The 19,348-nt window shown below is 56.6% G+C and carries 14 protein-coding genes; 8 read left to right on the forward strand and 6 right to left on the reverse strand.

The window, feature by feature from the left end:
- From AC0L8N_RS11575 to AC0L8N_RS11585, 3 genes are read left to right on the forward strand one after another with little or no spacing between them, the layout of a single operon-like run.
- Complete coding sequence (locus AC0L8N_RS11575) at positions 1–789, forward strand: SDR family oxidoreductase (RefSeq protein ID WP_473667814.1); 789 nt, start codon at positions 1–3, stop codon at positions 787–789.
- A gap of 10 nt (positions 790–799) precedes the next feature.
- A complete protein-coding gene (hydA, locus tag AC0L8N_RS11580; RefSeq protein ID WP_473667815.1) occupies positions 800–2,266 on the forward strand; it encodes a dihydropyrimidinase in 1,467 nt (488 codons plus the stop codon).
- Between the two features lie 14 nt (positions 2,267–2,280).
- Positions 2,281–2,931: an aspartate/glutamate racemase family protein gene (locus AC0L8N_RS11585; RefSeq protein ID WP_473667817.1), complete on the forward strand. Its 651-nt coding sequence runs from the start codon at positions 2,281–2,283 to the stop codon at positions 2,929–2,931.
- Between the two features lie 45 nt (positions 2,932–2,976).
- Here the strand turns inward: AC0L8N_RS11585 and AC0L8N_RS11590 are convergent, their stop codons facing one another.
- From AC0L8N_RS11590 to AC0L8N_RS11605, 4 genes are all read right to left on the reverse strand, one after another.
- A complete protein-coding gene (locus tag AC0L8N_RS11590; RefSeq protein WP_473667818.1) occupies positions 2,977–4,344 on the reverse strand; it encodes a MalY/PatB family protein in 1,368 nt (455 codons plus the stop codon).
- Positions 4,345–4,658: 314 nt separating this feature from the next.
- Complete coding sequence (locus AC0L8N_RS11595) at positions 4,659–5,048, reverse strand: c-type cytochrome (RefSeq protein WP_473667820.1); 390 nt, start codon at positions 5,046–5,048, stop codon at positions 4,659–4,661.
- Between the two features lie 142 nt (positions 5,049–5,190).
- Complete coding sequence (locus AC0L8N_RS11600; protein WP_473667821.1) at positions 5,191–7,194, reverse strand: outer membrane protein assembly factor BamB family protein; 2,004 nt, start codon at positions 7,192–7,194, stop codon at positions 5,191–5,193.
- 263 nt (positions 7,195–7,457) lie between these two features.
- Entirely contained in the window at positions 7,458–8,975 is a 1,518-nt protein-coding gene (locus AC0L8N_RS11605; protein WP_473667823.1) for an aminotransferase class III-fold pyridoxal phosphate-dependent enzyme, read from the reverse strand.
- Between the two features lie 498 nt (positions 8,976–9,473).
- On the opposite strand from AC0L8N_RS11605, the gene AC0L8N_RS11610 reads away from it, so the two are divergent.
- Both AC0L8N_RS11610 and AC0L8N_RS11615 read left to right on the forward strand, forming a co-directional pair.
- Positions 9,474–10,520: a hypothetical protein gene (locus AC0L8N_RS11610; protein WP_473667824.1), complete on the forward strand. Its 1,047-nt coding sequence runs from the start codon at positions 9,474–9,476 to the stop codon at positions 10,518–10,520.
- A complete protein-coding gene (locus AC0L8N_RS11615; RefSeq protein WP_473667825.1) occupies positions 10,517–12,727 on the forward strand; it encodes a putative bifunctional diguanylate cyclase/phosphodiesterase in 2,211 nt (736 codons plus the stop codon). Before AC0L8N_RS11610 ends, AC0L8N_RS11615 begins: the two co-directional genes overlap by 4 nt.
- A gap of 7 nt (positions 12,728–12,734) precedes the next feature.
- Here the strand turns inward: AC0L8N_RS11615 and AC0L8N_RS11620 are convergent, their stop codons facing one another.
- The gene (locus tag AC0L8N_RS11620; protein ID WP_473667826.1) at positions 12,735–14,054 is read right to left on the reverse strand and encodes a hypothetical protein; all 1,320 of its coding nucleotides are present in this window, start codon (positions 14,052–14,054) and stop codon (positions 12,735–12,737) included.
- A gap of 173 nt (positions 14,055–14,227) precedes the next feature.
- Here AC0L8N_RS11620 and AC0L8N_RS11625 point away from each other — a divergent pair, with 173 nt between their 5' ends.
- The 3 genes from AC0L8N_RS11625 to AC0L8N_RS11635 all read left to right on the forward strand — a co-directional run bounded on the left by AC0L8N_RS11625 (position 14,228) and on the right by AC0L8N_RS11635 (position 18,306).
- Positions 14,228–15,046 (forward strand): DUF3014 domain-containing protein, encoded by an 819-nt coding sequence (locus AC0L8N_RS11625; RefSeq protein WP_473667827.1) that lies wholly within the window; start codon positions 14,228–14,230, stop codon positions 15,044–15,046.
- 126 nt (positions 15,047–15,172) lie between these two features.
- A complete protein-coding gene (locus tag AC0L8N_RS11630) occupies positions 15,173–17,389 on the forward strand; it encodes a transferrin receptor-like dimerization domain-containing protein (RefSeq protein ID WP_473667829.1) in 2,217 nt (738 codons plus the stop codon).
- Positions 17,390–17,391: 2 nt separating this feature from the next.
- Positions 17,392–18,306 carry a tetratricopeptide repeat protein gene (locus AC0L8N_RS11635; protein ID WP_473667831.1) on the forward strand — a complete coding sequence of 305 codons (915 nt, stop codon included), beginning with the start codon at positions 17,392–17,394 and terminating at the stop codon, positions 18,304–18,306.
- Between the two features lie 23 nt (positions 18,307–18,329).
- On the opposite strand, the gene AC0L8N_RS11640 is transcribed toward AC0L8N_RS11635, so the two are convergent.
- A complete protein-coding gene (locus AC0L8N_RS11640; protein WP_473667832.1) occupies positions 18,330–19,292 on the reverse strand; it encodes a DMT family transporter in 963 nt (320 codons plus the stop codon).
- Between the last annotated feature and the right edge of the window lie 56 nt (positions 19,293–19,348).

Genomic DNA, 19,348 nt, shown 5'->3' on the forward strand with positions numbered 1-19,348 from the left:
ATGGATCTCGGACTCAACGGTAAACGCGCGCTGGTACTCGCGTCCAGTCAGGGCCTTGGCCTCGGCATCGCCAGCGAATTGTGCAATGAAGGGGCGAACGTCGTGTTGTGCGGACGTTCGGCCGATAAACTCAGAAGCGCCGCCGACGCTATCAATGCGAAGGATAAAGGACAGGCACAATGTGTCGTAATCAATCTGGCTGACAAGGACTCGGCCACGCGCTTGTACGCGGCCGCAAAAGACATACTCGGCGGCATCGACATACTTGTGAACAATTCCGGTGGCCCACCGCCCGGGCCGGTTTCGAAACCCGCTGCTGCGGACTGGCGCGCCCAATTCGATGTAATGGTCTTGCGTTTGATCGAAGTAGCGAATCTTTGCGCCGACGATATGCGTAAAGCCGGCTGGGGACGAATTCTCACCGTCGCATCGTCCGGCATTTTACAGCCGATTCCCAATCTCGCTATGTCGAACACAGTGCGCGCCGCACTCGTTGGCTGGAACAAGTCGCTATCGAACGAGTTGGCCGCCGATGGAATAACGGTCAACATTCTTGCGCCGGGCCGCATTCACACCGACCGGGTGGACCAGCTAGATGCGGCGGCCGCCGAGCGGCAGGAAAAGTCGATTGATGACGTGCGAACGGCTTCCCGAGCCACCATACCTGCAGGCCGCTACGGCACCGTTCAGGAATTCGCAGCGGTTGCTGCTTTTCTCGTAAGCGCCCCGGCCAGCTATGTGACCGGCAGCATTGTACGCTGCGATGGCGGACTGATTCGCAGCACCTGAAGGACAGCCTATGAGCAAGCTCGACCTGAAGATCGCCGGCGGGACCGTGGTGAATTCCGACGAAACGTTTCGTGCGGACATTGGTATTCGCGACGGAGTCATCGTTTCTCTTGGCAAAGAACTCGGTGACGCCACGCGCACGATCGACGCCAGTGGCAAATACGTCCTGCCCGGCGGTATCGAGGCGCACTGTCATATTGAGCAAGAGTCATCCTCCGGCATCATGACGGCCGATGACTACTATTCGGGAAGCGTGTCAGCAGCGTTCGGTGGCAATACCTGTCTTGTGCCATTCGCGGCCCAGCATCGCGGGCAAAAACTCGCCGATGTGCTGGCGACCTACCATGATCGTGCCGCACCGAAATCGGTGATCGATTATTCCTTTCATCTGATCATTTCCGATCCAACTGATGACGTGTTACATCGGGAATTGCCAGAAGCTATTGAAGCCGGAATCAGTTCGTTCAAAGTCTATATGACCTACGACAAGCTGATCGTTGATGACGAGCAGATGCTGGATATCCTTGCAGTCGCAAAGCGTCACGGCGCTCTGACCATGATTCACGCCGAGAATAACGCGATGATCAAGTGGATGAGTCATCGCCTGGTCGATGGCGGCTACGACGCGCCCAAACATCACGCCCTAAGTCATCCGCGTTCCGCTGAATCAGAGGCAATCAATCGTGCGGTCACTTTGGCGGGGTTTCTCGATACACCGATTCTCATCGTGCACGTTTCGACGGAAGCAGGCGCACGTATCATTGCCAGGGCTCGTTATGATGGCCACAAGGTGTTCGGCGAGACCTGTCCGCAGTACATGTTCTTGAATGCGGAACAGATGGACATGCCGGGTATGGAAGGTGCGCAACTGTGTTGCAGTCCGCCACTGCGTGATCGCGCATCGCAAGAAGAAGTCTGGCGTTGCCTGCAGAACGGTACGTTTCAGGTTTATTCATCAGACCATGCCCCCTACCGGCTTGATGACACCGGCAAGCTGAATGCTGGCCCAACACCGCCGTTTACTAAGATCGCCAACGGTCTGCCAGGTATAGAGATGCGGCTGCCGTTGTTGTTTTCGGAGGGTGTCATGAAAGGGCGCATTACATTGAATCACTTTGCGGCACTGGCGGCGGGCAACGTCTCGAAAATATACGGTATGGATCACCGCAAAGGGTCCGTTACTGAAGGCAAGGACGCCGACATTGCCATATGGGACCCCGAGCTTACGCGTGTTGTGCGAGCCTCTGATCTGCATGACAACATGAACTACACACCTTACGAAGGAATGTCGTTACGCGGTTGGCCGTCAACGGTTATCGGTCGCGGCACTGTCATTGTCGAGAACGATGAACTTAAAGTAACGCGTGGCAATGGCGAGTTCGTACCGCGGCGGACCGTCGATTGCACAGGCATGCCGGGTCGGGTTGCGCCGGAGCTGAACCCAGCCATGAACTTCGGCGTTGTTCTGGACTTGTAAAGCGAGCGTTGTGCATGCAAACCGTGCTGGTCATAAACCCCAACTCCAATGAAAGTGTAACGGCTGGCCTTGAGTCGGCGCTGCAAGGTTGGCAAACGCTGGCCGATGTCAGGGTAGAGTGCAGCACTCTCAGCGAGGGGCCGTTCGGTATCGAGAGTGACGCCGATATCCGCGCTGTCGGGCCGCTGTTACAGAAGGAGATGGCGCGTCGTAACGATTGCGCTGCGTTCGTAATCGCCTGCTATTCGGATCCGGCGCTTGATGTTTGTCGTCGCACCGTTGCCAGGCCAGTATTCGGAATGCAGCAAAGCGCCGTCGCTACCGCCATTGCGCAAGGCGGAAGGTTTGGTGTACTGGCCCTTTCACAGCGGTCGATAGAAAGGCATCTTGTCTATTTGCAGCAGCTGGGCGTGCGGCATTTGTTGGCTGGCGAACGCCCATTGGATTTGAGTGTCGATGACGCTGTGAATGGCCCTGAAACGCTTGAACGCATTATCGGGAATGGCCGCAAGCTTATCGCTGTCGACGGTGCGAATGTGCTGATACTGGGGTGTGCCGGCATGGCTGCGCACCGGCTGGCAGCCGAGCAGGCACTGGGAGTCGCGGTTATCGATCCCGTGCAGGCGGCCACAGCCCTTGCGATAGCGACATTGGTCAATCAATAGCAATAGCGGACGCTTGTGCTGCATCCGCTATTGTTATGCGGCCTTTCAAACGCTGCTGGTGGCCTTGCGAATGTTCTGCAGCGCGATTTCCAGCAGCTTCCGTGAGGTTGCGAGGTTCATGCGCATATGTCCGCCACCGCCATAGCCGTAACGAAAGCCGTCATTGACCTGTACGCCAGCGTTCTCAACCAGGAACCGCTCTACCATGTGTTCAGCTTGCAGGACGGGCATCGATGATTCGCGGTTCCGGTTGGCATCAGCAGCGAGCTTCTCAGCATCGATCCTGTTACTCAGGTCGCTGACGTCCAGCCACGCGAGATACGTACCTTGCGGCTTCCTGAAGCTGACATGGGGAACGTGTTCCTCAATATAAGTCGTTGCGTAGTCCATATTGTCGTCAATGTAGGCGACCACCTGATCGAGCCATTCTTCCCCTTCGTTGTACGCAACTTCGGAGGCGATGATACCGAGCGTATTGACCGTTTGATTGTGTCCGGTCCGTTTGATGCGTTCTATATAGTCTGCATTTCGTGAGAACAGGTACGCGCACTTCGTCGCTGCGAGATTGAAGGATTTACTGGTCGACTTGAAGGTAATGCTGTTGCGCACAATGGATTCGTTGTCGAGTGTTTCAAACGGTGTGTACTGGTTTCCGCGAGTAACGAAGTCGCAATGTATTTCATCTGCAAAGACCACTACCCGGCGGCGTTCGCAAATTTCTCCGAGAGTCATCAGGTCATCGCGACTCCAGCAGTTGCCCGTCGGGTTTTGCGGGTTGCAAAGTATCAGGACATTGGTGTCATGGTCGATGCGACGTTCCAGGTCTTCGAAGTCCATCTCATAGTGGCCATTGCTGAGTTTCAATGGGCTCTCTTCTGCAATGCAACCTGCTTTCTCAATTGTCGAATAGAATGAGCTGTAGGTTGGAGCTTGCAGAATGACCTTGCTGCCTGGCGGCGCGAATGCACGCAAACCGCTTTGCAGTGCCGGGTTTACGCCGGTAGCTGTCAGTAGCAGGTCGGGCTCGATCTCCACTCCGTAACGCCGCTTGTTCCAGTCAATCATCGATTGTTTGAACGACGGTGGTACGTGCGCGTAGCCCCAGTTCTCATGCTGCATGCGCTCGAGCAACGCTTTAGTGATTATGGGTGCGGTACGAAAATCCATGTCGGCAATGCCCATGGCAGCAACGATGCGTTTGTTGTCGAACAGCTCAAGTTGTTTGTCCCACTTGTAGCAATCGGAGCCTATGCGATTATAGGGCTCGTCAAAGTCGTACTCTTGCTTGCGGGTTCGTGAGGTGCCAGGTGCGGCGTAAGCGGTCGATGCCGTGCCGCCTGAAGCGGCGGCAAGTGCGGTCAGGCTTACGTTCTTCAGGAACGCACGTCGATTGAGCTCGGCTTGTGCTGCCATTCGATGATCCCCCTTCATTGAATGCTGCGTGGGTAGTTGTTGCTTGCTCTCCGTCTAATGTGGTCAGAACCTGAATCTATTCAGTTCGAACTACGGGGCTGGCCCGTGTTCTGATGCTCGGTTACAGCATAGGCTTTGCGGCGGGTGGGGGCAAAAAATCTGCTTGTTGCAGCGCCGGGCAGGCGGGGGGGATGCCAGTTTCAGGTGTTACGCTGTTGCTGAAACGCAAAGCTGGGCTGGCAGAAAAAGCAGGTTTGCGTTTTGCTACGCAGGATGAAATGCGGGCGTTAGCAGATTGTGGCGGGCAACAACGACTAGCGTTTGCGCGGAACGACCGTGATCTTGTCCAGTGCGCCATCCTTGTAGTCGAGTGCGGTGTCGCCGGACGGGTAACGGCTCAGAGACAGTACATAGGCGAGTATGTCGACGTACTCCTCCTGGCGTAGCGATGCCGGGTTACTTTCCGGCATGGATGAACTCATTATCAGGTACATCATGCCCAGCGGCTGCCCTTCCCAGCGTTTCAGAACAGGCCGAAAATATTTCTTGTCATGGCAAATCAGGCAGTGCTGCTCGTAGAGCGCAGCGCCAGTCTCGGCTTGTGCGTCGGTGTATACGCCATCCGCGATTGTGGTCTCGTCGGCTATGGCGAGCGAGGTTACCGAAAGGGTTAATAACAAAGCGTAACGTAAGGCTGACAACATGTTTTTTCCTGATACGAGGTTTGGACTGCCGTTGCCGGCGAGCGTACCCCAAAAAGCTTATGACCGGTAAAACCGCTCAGTGTTCAACATACAAAGGCCCCGGGGCAGCACCCCGGAGCCTTTGTTTTCGGGCACTGCCGACCTAGTAGTCAGCGAGCGCAATTGCCGTCAGGCGTGGACCCGTTTGCAACATAATGTACTGCTTGCCTTCGTGAACGTAGGTCATCATGCCGTAGGAGCTGCGTTCCGGTACTTCGACTTTGCCCAGTTGTTCGCCGGTTTTCTTATCGATGGCGTACAGGTAAGGCGTGCCGTCACTGCCGTCGCCGGCATAGATGAGTAGCTCGCTGGTAACCGTCATTGGTGCCGCGCGGCCAGTACCCGTATTGGGGATGTCCATGTCCTTGAGCGCCGGATGGTTGAGGACGATGTCCGGAGTCTCGCCAACCGGGATGTACCAAAGGTGTTCGCCGGTGTTCATGTCGATGGCGGTGATGCGGCTGTACGGCGGCTTGAACATGTTCAGGCCGTCCGGGCCGCGCACACCGAAGCCACTGAGTACAGCGTAGTCGGCAATGGTAGTTCCGGTCGGTTCTTCGAGGATAGCATCACGCTCTGCGCCGGGCGCGATGATGCGCGTCGTGCAGTGCTTGCGGGAGGTGACATACAGAATGCCCGTCGTTGGATCGGCAGCTGCCGGACCATCGATGTTTACGCCACCAATGTCACCGGGACACCACAATGCGGCTTTGTAGCCTTCGTCATTGTCGCGATGCAGTGGCGGCTGAAACAGAGGCCCGGTGTCGTAATCCTTCAGGATTTCGATCATCTCCGCACGAAGCTCGGGGGTGAAGTCGATGAGGTCGTCTTCGGTCAGGCCCTGAATGTCGTACGGTGCCGGCTTGGTGGGAAACGGTTGCGTCTTGGAAAGTTTCTCGCCAGGGATCTTGGACGCTGGTACGGGCCGCTCTTCGATCGGCCAGATGGGTTCGCCCGTTTCCCGATTGAACGTATAGGTGAACGACTGCTTCGTAACCTGGGCAACGATGGGCACTGTCTTGCCATCCATCTTGACGTCCAGCAGAACAGGTGCCGTCGGCGTGTCATAGTTCCAGATATCGTGGTGCACCAACTGGTAGTGCCACTTCCGTTTGCCCGTCTTGACGTCGAGCGCAATCAGGCTCGTCGAAAACAGGTTGTTGCCAGGGCGGAAGCCACCGTAGAAATCGAGCGTGGCGCCGTTCGTTGGTACATAGACGATGCCGCGTTCCTGGTCGGCCGACAAAGGAGCCCAGGACGAAATGTCTCCCGTCCATTTCCAGGCGTCGTTTTCCCATGTCTCATGGCCAAACTCACCCGGGCCCGGGAGCACGTTGAACTTCCAGAGTAACTTGCCGGTCTTCGCGTCGTAGCCAAGGATGTCACCGGGGATGTTCTCAATGCGCGACTGGTTATAGCCCTGCTCATGTGAGTTGCCGACTACAACCACACCGTTGACAACAATCGGCGGCGCAGAGGCGGTGATGTAACCCGTGTCCATCGGGATGCCGTCGTACGGTGTGTACTTGTGTCCCAGATCGGCGACCATGTCGACAACGCCGGTTTTCGGGAAACCCTCGATCGGCACAGGCTTGCCGAATCCTTTCAGGGGTTCACCAGTCTTTGCGTCCAGTGCGGTGAGGAAAAACGCAGGCGAAGAAATATAAATAACGCCTTTGCCATTAACTTTGCCGTAGGCAACGCCCTTGCCGTAATCCTTGCGCATTGAATATTCATAGCGTCGGGTATTGGGCTCGCGGTACGACCATATGGTTTCGCCGGTCTTCGGATCGATGGCAACGACGTGCCGGCGCGGACCCGCAACTGTGTACAACATCCCGTCGATGTAGCTGGGTGTTGAGCGACCGCTGGCAGCATTAAAGCTGGCGCCGTCCCAAATCCAGGCCTCTTCGAGTTCATCGAAATTATCAGCATTGATCTCGTTGGCTGGTGAGTAGCGAGTGTGGGCAGAGTCGCCGCCCAGATAGTGCCATTCGCCGTTTTCTGTGCCCGGCGCGTCTGCAGCAAAGCTGAGAGGTGCAAGCGAGCATGCTGCAGCTACGGCCAGAAGTCTGGCACACCGTGACAGCGTACGTCGTTCGTTCATAAATTTTTCCCCGGGGTAAGCACCCGCTCCGAAAAATGTCGGTAGTCTCCATACACAACATGAAACGGCTGCTTGACTGGCTTATCGAATACCAGAGACAAAGCGTCCACGCAGCATACCGCAGGGGAAATAAGAGGAAAACCAATTCATCTGAAAGCGATTGAGCGTTGCTGTCCAGGCCATTGGCCGTCACCTGTCAGCGTGTGGCAGGTCAAAAAAAACGCCGGCGAGCCGGCGTTTCAGGGCGTTCAGTCCGCATGCTGTCAGGCGGTGACGGGACCGTTGAGTAAGGCATCCCGGGTCAATGCAACGACCAGATCAACCTCCGCCTCGCTGATGAGGAACGAGGGCGTGTAACGCAGCGAGTTCGTGCCGCCGTGAATCACACCCAGGCCATTGCGCCGCAGATACTCTTCCGTACTGTTTACGCCGTAACATTTGTACCGTGGGTGTAACTCGCAACTTAGCAGCAAACCAGTGCCCTGGACCTTGCTGATGGCATCACCCAATTCGTCTTTGAGCTTGGCGAAACCGGCCAGCATTTGTTTGCCGCGTGCGCGAATGTTCTCACGCACTTCGGGTGTGATGTGTTCCAACACGGTGACGGCAACATCGAGCGCGCGCGGGTTGCTGGTCATCGTATTGCCGTAAACACCCTGGCGGTACATCGTTGCAGCACGTCCGGCCATTGCCAGTACTGACAATGGGAACTGGCCGGCATTCAGTGCCTTGGAATAGGTTTCCATGTCTGGCGGCGGGAGGTCGCTGAAGCCGGGGTAGTCAACGATCGAGAGTACACCGTGCGCACGCAAGCCAGCCTGAATGGAGTCGACCATGAACATTGCGCCGTGAGCTTCCGTGAGCTCGCGGGCACGCATGTAAAACTCTGGAGTAATTGCCTGGCCGGGATTGCCTTCGCCCATTACCGGTTCCATGAAAAAGGCTTCTATGAAGACTTTGTCCGCTTCCGCAGCGGCAAACACTTTTTCGAGTTCATCGATATTGTTTGGTTCGACCGTGAGCAGGTATTCACTGTCGTGCTGAAACGATGCCAGGTGTTTGCGATACGCCTTCAGCGTGGAATGCGAAAATCGCGCCGGTCTGTCAGTACGGCCGTGAAAGCTGCCACGTAAGGTCAGTCCACGAATTTCGCGGCCCTCGTGGCGTGCGCCAGGGTCGGTCATCTCTTTGGCATTGATGTCTGCAAGTCGGGACGCAACCGACACGGATTCTGAGCCGCTGTTCAGGCACAGAAAACGATCGTACGGTGTGCCGTTCTTGCGGGTGTGGCCAACTTCCGCTCGCAGGTGACGAATGAAATACATCTGGCTGACGCTCGGCGTCATGATGTTCGCCATTACGTGCGGCTGATTCATCGTGTCGAGGACTGATTCAGGAACGTGTCCCAAACCGAGCATTCCATAGCCGCCGCAATCGTAAACAACAGCGCCTTTGAGCGAAATTATCCACGGTCCCTGTGCAGCTACCGCAATGTAGGGATTTACGGCATCGGCAGCGTAAAAATTTATGATGCCATCCTGTACCAGTTTCATTTGTGCAGCCTCGTCGAGCGCGAGTAACTCCGGCTCGGCATCCTGCAGGTCCTGAAATACTGCGTAAGCGCGGTCTATGGCTGCAGCGAGCGCGTCATCGTCGGCAAGGAATCGCCGGATGGCGTCGTCATCCAGCCCGCTCGTCAATGCGCTGCCGCCAGCGGCGCGCATTTCCTGCAGGTGGTTCAGGTGAAATTCGGTATCGACAACGTGCGCGGGCTGGGCCATACGGACTCCTCAAAATTCCACTATTTTGTTCAAATCAGCCGGGCATTCTAGCAAATTGGCGATCATCTCTGCGTGACCACATTCCGCAATTTTCGATCTGCACAGCGCAAATAGTCCCGGAGGCCCCGCCGTTGCTGAGTTTGCTGGCTTTACGAGGTGGCGTCGCCAGGCATTGCGGTCCCGTTTCGCGCCGGCAAGTGTCCGTTGGGGCAGCTATCTGCAACGTAGCCATTGACGGGTTGCAACCGGTTTTGCTGCTCCCCACGCGCAGGCGGTTCTGGTTATGAGCAATCGGGCCATTCCGGCCTGATTTGCCACATATGGGCGCAGGCGGATAGCCATTGAAAACACAGTGGTTTTTCAGCCCGGTAACTGAGACTTAGGTCGTTGTGTGAACGGTTCTGAGGGCTATCCTGAATGGCTTGGATTTATTGCCAAACGTTTTAGACGCTGATGATCGCGTCATTGCTCCAGGGCTCGATATACCGGAAGGATTCCGTGGCGTTGCGATTTCGTTTTTTAACAGTACTTCTTGCGCTGACTTTGTCGGGCTGTGGACTTCTGCCGTCGTCCGTTGAGCCACCCGATGTTGAGCCGGTACCGGCGCCGACACCCGCGCCGCAGCCGGAGCCCGACCCCGAACCACCTGTTCCAGCGCCGTTACCGGCACCACGTCCAGCACCATCGCCGGAGCCGGAGCCGGAGCCGGAGCCCGAGCCGGAGATGGTCAAAATCGCGATCGTGCTGAGCAGCCGGGCCCGAGCGTATACCGCTGTCGGCGATGCGTTGGCCAGCCTGATTGATGATGCGGAAGTGTATGACCTGACCGATCGCAGTTTGTCGCCGCGCGACGCATTTGCAGCAATCCACAGTTCTGCTGCTGGCGCGATCGTTGCGATCGGCCTGCGTGCGGCGATCTATGCGCGCGACTATGCCGAAATCCCGGTCGTGTTTACGCAGGTCTTCAACGACACCGACAATGGACTACTGGGCGAACAAATCCGAGGAGTTGCCGCGATTCCGCCATTGTCGGCCCAGCTCTCGGCATGGCGAGAAATCGCACCAGACATGAACTCTGTCGGGGCCATTGTAGGTAGTGGCCACGAGCGCCTGTTAGCGGAGGCAGTCAGTGCAGCTGCGGAACATGGCGTCGATTTCGAATACAAGATCGCCGCATCTGACCGCGAGACGTTGTACCTGTTCACACGCATGGCCCCGGTTATCGATGGCTTCTGGTTGTTCCCGGATAACCGTGTCCTCAGTGCCGCCGTTCTTCGCGAAATGTTCGAGCACGCCAATCGCCGCGGAATTCAGGTGGCCGTCTTCAATGACTCGTTGATGGAGCTTGGCGCAGCACTCAGTGCGACAACGCGTGAAGAAGATATCGCGGCAACATTGCTATCGATCCTTCAGGCAATACAGCGCAATGGCGTCGGCAACGTTCAGGCGTTCACGCCACTCGAAGGGATTCGGATTCGGACAAACCCGCAATTGCAGGGCAGGGTAAAAATGTCCACCGGCACAAATGCGGGGTCAACGCGATGATCCGCTGGCTGTGGTCACTGCGGTATCGCAATCTCCCGCTGGATCAAACAGCCGCATTAAATCGTGTTGCCGGCAAGCGTGTTCTGATCAATGAAATACTCTCACTGCAAATTCTGATAACCGCCGTTATTGGGGCGCTGGCTATTGCTGGTTTGTATTTTGGCGGCCAGTGGGTCTTGCAAAAGAATTACAGTCGCTGGGCATTGCAATGGACAGAAGAGCTCCATGAGCTGGGCGCGCCGTTGTATTTGCCAGGCGATGAAACCGTCGCGCTACGGCTCGAAAGCTACATCGACCGGTATCCCGAAATCGAGAAAGTAACGTATTTCCGCCTCGATGGATCCGCGATAACGAGCCTTGCACACAAAGAGGCCGGTTACGTTGATAACGATTTCTCGATGTCAGAGGAGCAGCTGGCGCGGGTTTCGGGTCTGGCGGGGACTGCGCAGCCGTACCTGATGGAAAGCACCTTGCTCAATGTGCGTTCCTTCGATATTTATGCACCTATCTGGACGGAATCCATTGCGGATGATGGTCTGTTCGATTTCGATCCGCTCGATGTGCAGGACGATAATCCGATGGAGCTGGTCGGCTTTGTCGGGCTGCAGCTCGACTTCACTGAGTTTCACGACAACCTCGTTGGCAATATCAAGCTGGCGACGCTGGCTTTGCTGGTTCTGCTCGTGCTATCGGGCATTATTGGTCGGCTCTCCTTGCGCCGCGCATTGCGTTCGATTTCTGATCTTCACTATCCAATATCAGAGCTCGCAAAAGGCAACCTCGCGGTTCGCTTCAAGCCGGCTGCACATCGCGAGATTTCAGAAATTGTTGAGGCGCTGAAAATTACTGCGAAAGAACTGGGCGAACGAGATGCTCGGTTGCTAAAGCTCGCTAATCACGACGCGCTAACGGGATTGATCAATCGCCGTCGTTTCGTGGAAAAGCTTGAGCAAACACTCGACGACACGACGCGTTCGCGAAGCAAAGGCGCATTGCTGTTCATCGATCTGGATCAATTCAAATACATCAATGACACTTGCGGACATCCGGCTGGCGATCGGTTGATTATCAAAGTTGCCGAGCAGCTCAGCGCATCTGTCGGCGACGCCGGGGTTGTTGCGCGATTCGGCGGCGACGAATTCGCCGTTCTGTTGTATGGGGTGAGAAAGCGCGAAGCCATAGCCGTCGGTGAGCGCATTCTCGAAGAGATGCGTCAGTTGGTCCACATCGAAGACAACACTACCTTCCATGTGCACTGCAGTATCGGTGCGACCATGATTCGCAGCGGTGGTGGTGGTCACGATGATCTGATCGCGCGGGCTGATATCGCTTGTCGCGAAGCCAAGCTGCGTGGCCGCAACCGACTCGAGTTTTACAAGGTTTCCCGTCATGAAGCGGAGCAGATGGCAGCGGACGTCGGCTGGATGCGACGTTTGCGGGAAGCTATCGACAATGATTCGTTCTTGCTTCGCTATCAGCCAATAGCGCATGTGGACAGCGGCGAGATTGCGCACCATGAAGTGTTGTTACGTATGCAGGCCGAGAATGGTCAGCTCATAGGGCCCGATGTTTTTCTGCCGGCGGCGGTACGCTTCGGGTTGATGGCGGAAATCGATGCATGGATGATTCGCAACGTGATCGCCGTGCTCTCGACCATGCAGGAAGACGATGCCGAGCTGAAACTGGCAATCAATCTCTCGGCCAATGCCTTTGAAACTGAGAACCTTGCAACGTACGTACAGGGACAGCTCGACCTGCACAAAGTCGATCCACGAAAAGTACTGTTTGAAATAACGGAGAACCTCGCGGTTCGCCACCTCACTCATGTTGAAAAGCAGATTTCGTCGCTGCGTGAGATGGGTTGCGCAGTTGCTCTTGATGATTTTGGTAAAGGCTACAGCTCGCTCGGCCATCTACAGCAACTGTCCGTTGACTACATCAAGATCGACGGTTCATTCATACGCAATCTGGCCAAGAATGCAGTCGATCAGAAAATGGTGCGCCTGATCGGCGAGATCGGCAACGAAGCGGGCATGAAGACGGTGGCTGAGTACGTGCAGAATGCTGCGTCGTTTTCGTTGCTGGGTGAACTAGGAATCGACTATGCGCAAGGGCACTACGTAGGCAAGCCGCTAGCCGCGCCTTCGCGCAAGCCGGTACCGGTGCCACTGACCAGCAAGCGCCGCCACAAACTCAGCGCCGGATAGCGCGACGCTACGGTGCCTGGTCGCGGAGGTCCTCCGGCAACATGGGTGATGACAACATTTCGGCGAATCGCCGCCAGCGTTCCGCGTGATTCGGCGAGCCTCGTTCAATGTAATCGGCAACCATGTCCTGGCCCAGATTGTAGTTGATGACGTAACTGCGATAGGTATCGAAAAACGCAACGCGTTGCCGCGCCCGCTCGGGTGACGACAGAGAGTATTGCACCAGCCAATCGACAGCCTGTTGCGTGTCAATTTTCCCATCCAGGTAATCACGAGCCGCTTCATTGCCGGCATAGCTTAGCTTGCTCATTAAATCGAGCAGCTCATAGTAGCGCTCCGCGTCGTCGGTGCTGAGGCCCGCCAACGGGAACAACACTTCTTTCTCAAACTGTATTCGTTCGTCACCTGGAAACGCGAGCCGAATTCCATAGTTGCCGCTACCCTCAGCGATCAAAGAGCTGGGACTGAACAACGGGTACAGCGAATATTCCAGCCAGCCTTTGTCGGCGACCAGGTTTTTTTCCATCAGCAAATTTAGCGTGTGGTGGCCCGGGTAACCTTCGTGACAACCGAGATCGATAGCGCGATCAATCTTGATGGGCAAGTCGGTGTTGACCTGTATGAGACTGATCGAATTGCCCTGGTACCAGTTGTAGCCGGACCAGGGCTTGTCGGTGACGAACTCGGTCGTGAAAGTCTCATTTTCAGTCAGCCGGATATTCTCTCGCGTGCGGCGACGGCATTCCTGAATCGCAGCGTCGAATACGCTGGCCAATTTGTCTTTCGGGATTTCAAAACGATCCGAGAACTCGTTGACCCTGTCGGAGGTTGTACCGTCCCCGGGTAACAAGGCATCTATCCGCTCAATGATGTCGGCGAAATAGCCGGCGTCATGGTCCGGCGCGGTGGCATTGAACAAGCGTCGGGATTCTTCATCAAAGCTAAACGTTTCGCCCTGGTTCATGGCCACTCGCGTCAACAGGGCGTTCAAGCGACCTTGCAGGCCCTTGATTCGGACGCCGAGTAATGCGTCATCCGGGTCGTGCGGCCATGTTGACAGCATTTCCTGCATGGTCTCCGCTTGCTCTCCAATGGCGTTCAGATCGAGCTGCAGCTGCTCCGCTCTTAACCGGAGGTCTTCCGGCCCGAAGTAGGCGTCCACATGGTTGGCATCGTGAGGAACCATGCTCAACTCAAGTACCAGGTAGTCCTTTGCAACGGCGTTCAGGTCTTGTTGCGGGGGTGGTGTGTCCGCTTCAGATGCAGTCTCGGGACTGCAGGCGGCAAGTCCAACGGCCAGCAGAACGGGCAAAACATGCTTATGCATAACAACGCCTTTCGGTTACCAATGAGGCAGGTACAGAGGCAAGCATCATAGTTGCGCGAACAGCCGCCAGCAAACCGGCCGGCGGACCGATTTGCTGTGGCAATGCTTGAAAAAGCAGGGTCAGCGCGGTTGCGAGGCGCTAAGATGGGGCTTGGTCATATGGGTAAATCACTATGCAGCCGGAACGCGACACTCCCTGGGCGTTAATACTGATCGTCACGGCCGTGGTGGCTGTTTTGGCCGGTTGGTATTTTTGGCAGCCAGCACCGCCGCCGCCGGCTGAGGTACCGGTCAGCGACACGGCACCGGCAGCGGATGAGGCTCCTGCGGGGCCGCGATACCCACTTCCTGAGCCGACCAGTGAAGCCGATATTGAGCGCGAGCTGATGCCATTGCCTGCGCTGAGTGATAGTGATCAGTACTTCAAACTCGAATTGTCGACGTTGTTCGGTCAGGCAGTCGCTGATGGATTGGTCAGTTCCGCGCTGATCGAGCGCCTGGTGGCGACCATCGACGGTTTGCCCGGGTCGCGACTGGCGGAGCGAATTCGACCCATGCCGGCATTGCCTGGTCAGCTGGAGGTCGCTGGTCAGGATGGTACGGGCGAATACCAGTTACTCGATGACAACTACGCCCGTTATGACGCGCTGGTCAATCAGGTCACCGCGGCCAACCTGCCGGAGGTGGTGGATCTCTACCGACGTTACTACCCGCTATTTCAAAAGGCATACGTCGGGCTCGGGTACCCCGATGGGTATTTCAATGACCGGCTGGTTGAAGTTATTGATCACTTGCTGGCGACGCCAGAGGTGAGTGAACCGATTCTGCTGGTGCGGCCGCACGTTCTGTACGAGTTTGCCAGCGACGAACTGGAATCGTTGTCGAGCGGTCAGAAACTGCTGATACGAATCGGGCCTCAGCACCGGGCGGCAGTTAAGGATACCTTGCGACAGTTTCGTGCTTTGGTAAGCGACAGCGCTGAACTGCTCTGACCGGTAACTGTTGCAGTCGTGTCTGCTTGTCCCTTAAATTCTTGATCACAGCGACAATGCCTGACCTGCCAGACAGTTTTACTGATTAATAACAGGTCATAAATGAAGTTTCACAGGAGTGTTGGTATGCGTTTTGTTTTTTTGGCACTGATGATGGCCGGCACTGTGCCGTTGTCCGTCGCAGACGAACTGCTGGGCTTCGATCAGTCTGGCAGCGAAGCGCAACGCGCATTGGAGTCGCGGTTTGATCAATACATTAGTGCGGAAGAACAGACGGAATGGCTGCGACGCTTGTCTGCCAAGCCGCACCACGTGGGCTCAGTAGCGGGTAAAGAGAATGCTGACTACATTGCCGCGTTGCTGAAATCGTGGGGTTACTCTGTCGAGATCGCCGAGTACAGCATACTGTTGCCAACACCCAAGACCCGCGAATTGGAGCTGATTTCACCAGAGCGGTATACCGCGGGCCTCGAAGAAGACAGTCTGTCCGAAGATCCGAGTACGTCCATACGCGACGAGCTGCTGCCTCCTTACAACGCGTTCTCCATTGACGGTGAAGTTGAAGGCGAGCTGGTGTTCGTCAACTACGGTATTCCCGAGGACTACGAGTTGCTCGAGCGTTACGGGGTAAGCGTGGAAGGCAAGATTGCCATTGCCAAGTACGGTAAATCCTGGCGGGGGATCAAGCCTAAACTGGCCGGCGAGAAGGGTGCTATCGCGACCATCATTTACTCAGATCCCGGTGACGACGGTTACGCTGCAGGTGATGTTTACCCCAAAGGTCCGTACAAGCACGAGAGTGCCGTGCAACGGGGCTCGGTCATGGACATGCCGACCTACCCGGGCGACGTGCTGACGCCGGGCATCGGTGCGACTCCTGATGCCAAACGCCTGGACCGAAACAAGGCGCCTACGATCACCAGGATTCCTGTGCTGCCGATTTCCGAACGCGACGCATTGCCGTTGCTGGCGGCAATGGACGGTGCTGTTGTTCCCGAAGAATGGCGCGGCGGTTTACCCATCACTTACCACCTCGGGCCGGGTCCGGCGCGCGTGCGCATGAAGCTCGAGTTCAACTGGGACACCGTCACGGCCTACAACGTGATTGCGCGGCTGGAGGGCAGTGAGTTTCCCGAACAGTGGGTCATTCGTGGCAATCATCATGATGGCTGGAACCACGGTGCAGCGGACCCGGTGTCAGGTGTTGTGGCGATGCTCTCCGAGGCCAAAGCCATTGGCGAGTTGGCAAAAGCCGGACAAAGGCCTGCGCGTACGATTATTTACGCCGCGTGGGATGCGGAGGAGCCGGGCCTGATTGGTTCGACGGAATGGGCCGAGGACCATGCCGAAGAGCTGAAGAAGAACGCAGTCGCTTACTTGAACACTGACGGCAACAGTCGCGGTTTCGTAAGCGTCGGCGGCAGTCACACCCTTGAGCGTTTTCTGAATGGGGTCGTGGACGATGTGGTTGATCCGCAAACCGGGGTCAGTCTGAAGGAGCGTCGTAAAGCCGCGATGACTACGGCTGCCAGCAGCGGCCAGGCACGAGCAGAGGCGAATCGCGATAATCTGCGGCTGTACCCAATGGGCTCTGGCTCAGACTATACGCCGTTCCTGCAGCACCTCGGCATCGCCTCCGTGAATTTTGGTTTTGGCGGCGAGGGAGCGAGTGGCAGTTACCATACGTTGTACGACACTTTCGAACACTACACGACCTGGCGTGATCCGGATCTGCACTACGGTGCCGCACTGTCAAAAGTAGCTGGTCGCGCAACGCTGCGGCTTGCAAATGCACCGTTGTTGCCGTTTGAATTTGTAGGTTTCACCGACAACGTCGCGATGTACATCGACGAGCTGGAAAGTCTTGCCGACCAAATGCGCAAGGAGACCGCCACCCAGAATCAACAAATCAAGGACGGCCTGTACACGCTGGCACTGGATCCGGTCGGGCCACTTGGGCCGCCCACGTTTAAGCCATTGGTCCCGTACTTTTCGTTCGCGCCATTGCGAAATGCGCTGGACCGCTTGCAAACAGCCGCGCAGGCTTACGATGCCGCATTGGCAGACGACGGCCGATCATCGCGTACGATCAATGAGCTGCTCTACACCAGTGAGCGGCTGCTGACCCGGGATCAGGGTCTTACCGGACGACCCTGGTACAAGCACCATATTTACGCACCGGGCTTTTACACAGGCTACGGCGTCAAAACGATTCCCGGAGTACGTGAAGCCATTGAGCAGCGGCAGTACGATGCGGTTGCACCGCAAATAGAGATCGCTGCCGCTGTGCTGCTCAGGATGGCAGAAAGAATCGAATCGGTTACCGACATGTTGGAGAGGTAATGATGAAAGCCGCGTTGGCAGTTTGGGTTTACGCATGTATCGGCTTGCTTGTTGCGGAGGTGGGCATCGCGGACGTAGCGACCAGGCCGCAAGCCGTATCGCTATTGGGGCAGCCGATGTACTCGGCACCACCATCGGCCGCGGCACTCGAGAAACTCGCAGAGGCTCAGGCAGACTACGACCGCGACCCGGACGATGCGGATAACATTATCTGGTACGGGCGACGGATCGCTTACACGGGCGACTACCACCGGGCAATAGAGGTTTTTGGCGAGGGAATTGCGAAACACCCGCAGGATGCGCGTATGTACCGTCATCGCGGGCACCGCTATATTTCCATTCGCAAATTTGATCACGCCATCAAGGATTTTGAACGCGCTGTCGAACTGATTGAGGGACAACCCAATGAGATCGAGCCTGATGGTTTGCCGAATGCGTTGAACACCCCGATCAGTACTCTGCACGGCAACATCTGGTACCACCTTGGGCTCGCCTATTACCTGCAGCACGATTGGGACAACGCATTACGTGCCTACAATACGGCCTACGAAGTCGGTGACAATGACGACAACAAGGTTTCGACCATGCACTGGCGTTACATGATCCTGCGACGCATGGGGCGTGATGCCGAGGCGCACGCGATACTGGCACCGATCACCGCTGATATGACGATCATCGAGAACGACAGTTATCACCAGTTGTGCCTGTTCTACAAAGGCGAACTGTCTTACGCCGATATCATGGGCGAAAACGCGGATACGCCGGGCGGTTCCGCCGTGGGTTACGGTATCGCAAACTGGCTTTATTACACCGGGGAAACGTCCCGGGCGATTGCCATGCTTGAGCAACTCGCCGCGAATGAAGGCTGGTCAGCGTTTGGCGTCATTGCCGCCGAAGCTGATCTTGCTGCTTTGTAGGCTGCAATCATATACGGGTGACGTTAGTCACCCGCGGCTTCATTGCGCCGCACCCGGCGCATGACCGTCGCACTTGCGCTGGCGGTCAAGGCGCGCAAATAGCGGACGGGTGCGCCGCCGCCCACTTCCCGGTGAACGACATACAGGCCGCTGCCGATGATGACGGCCCCACCGGCAATCACCCAGTTGTCCGGGACTTCGTTCCATATCCAATAACCGGCGACAGCGGCGCCGATCAGCGCAGTGTATTCGAACGGTGCAAGTACGACCGGCGGTGCGCGGCGATAGCCTCCGACAATGCCGATCCATGCGCAGGCCGAGCAGGCGCCCGCCAGCACAAACAACAGCCAGCCACTGGCATCCGGCGTTGTGTAGTTTTCCTCAAACAACAGGCCGGACATGAGCAATGGCCCGCTCATGACATACACCGACAACGCAAAGCTGGATTCCTCACCGGCCATGCGTCGCGCTGTAATCGCAAGCCCGGCATAACAGACTGCTGCAAACAACACGGCTAACGAGGCAGGCGTTATAAGTCCGGATCCCGGCCGCAGTACCAGCAGCACTCCCGCAAAGCCAACGATCACCGCCAGCCAGCGGCGCCAGCCGACCTGTTCACCCAGAAACGGAACAGACATTGCCGTGACCATCAAAGGTGCGGTGAACGCAATTGTCAGCGCGTTGACCAGCGGCATACGCGACAGTCCGTAAAAGAAACCAAACATGGCCCCGCAGGACAGCAGCGTGCGCAGCAGATGCCAGTGCCAGTTACGGGTGCGAAGATTCGCGTAACCGCCATACCAGCGCGCCACCGATAGCAGAATAAGCAGGCCGAACGTACTGCGTAGAAAAATAAATTGGACCAGTGAATAGTCGACCAGCAGGGCTTTGGCGCAAAGGTCCAGACCGAGACCGCCCGCCACACCAAACAGCAGAAAGCTTATGGCTTTGCCCATGTCGTCATTGCTTTGGCTGCTTCCGGCCATCAATTTTCGCTTCGTCTATGGCGTGCGATTCAGGTGCGGGACACAGTATCCGCAGC

It is taken from the genome of Woeseia sp. D3-10, assembly GCF_055809415.1.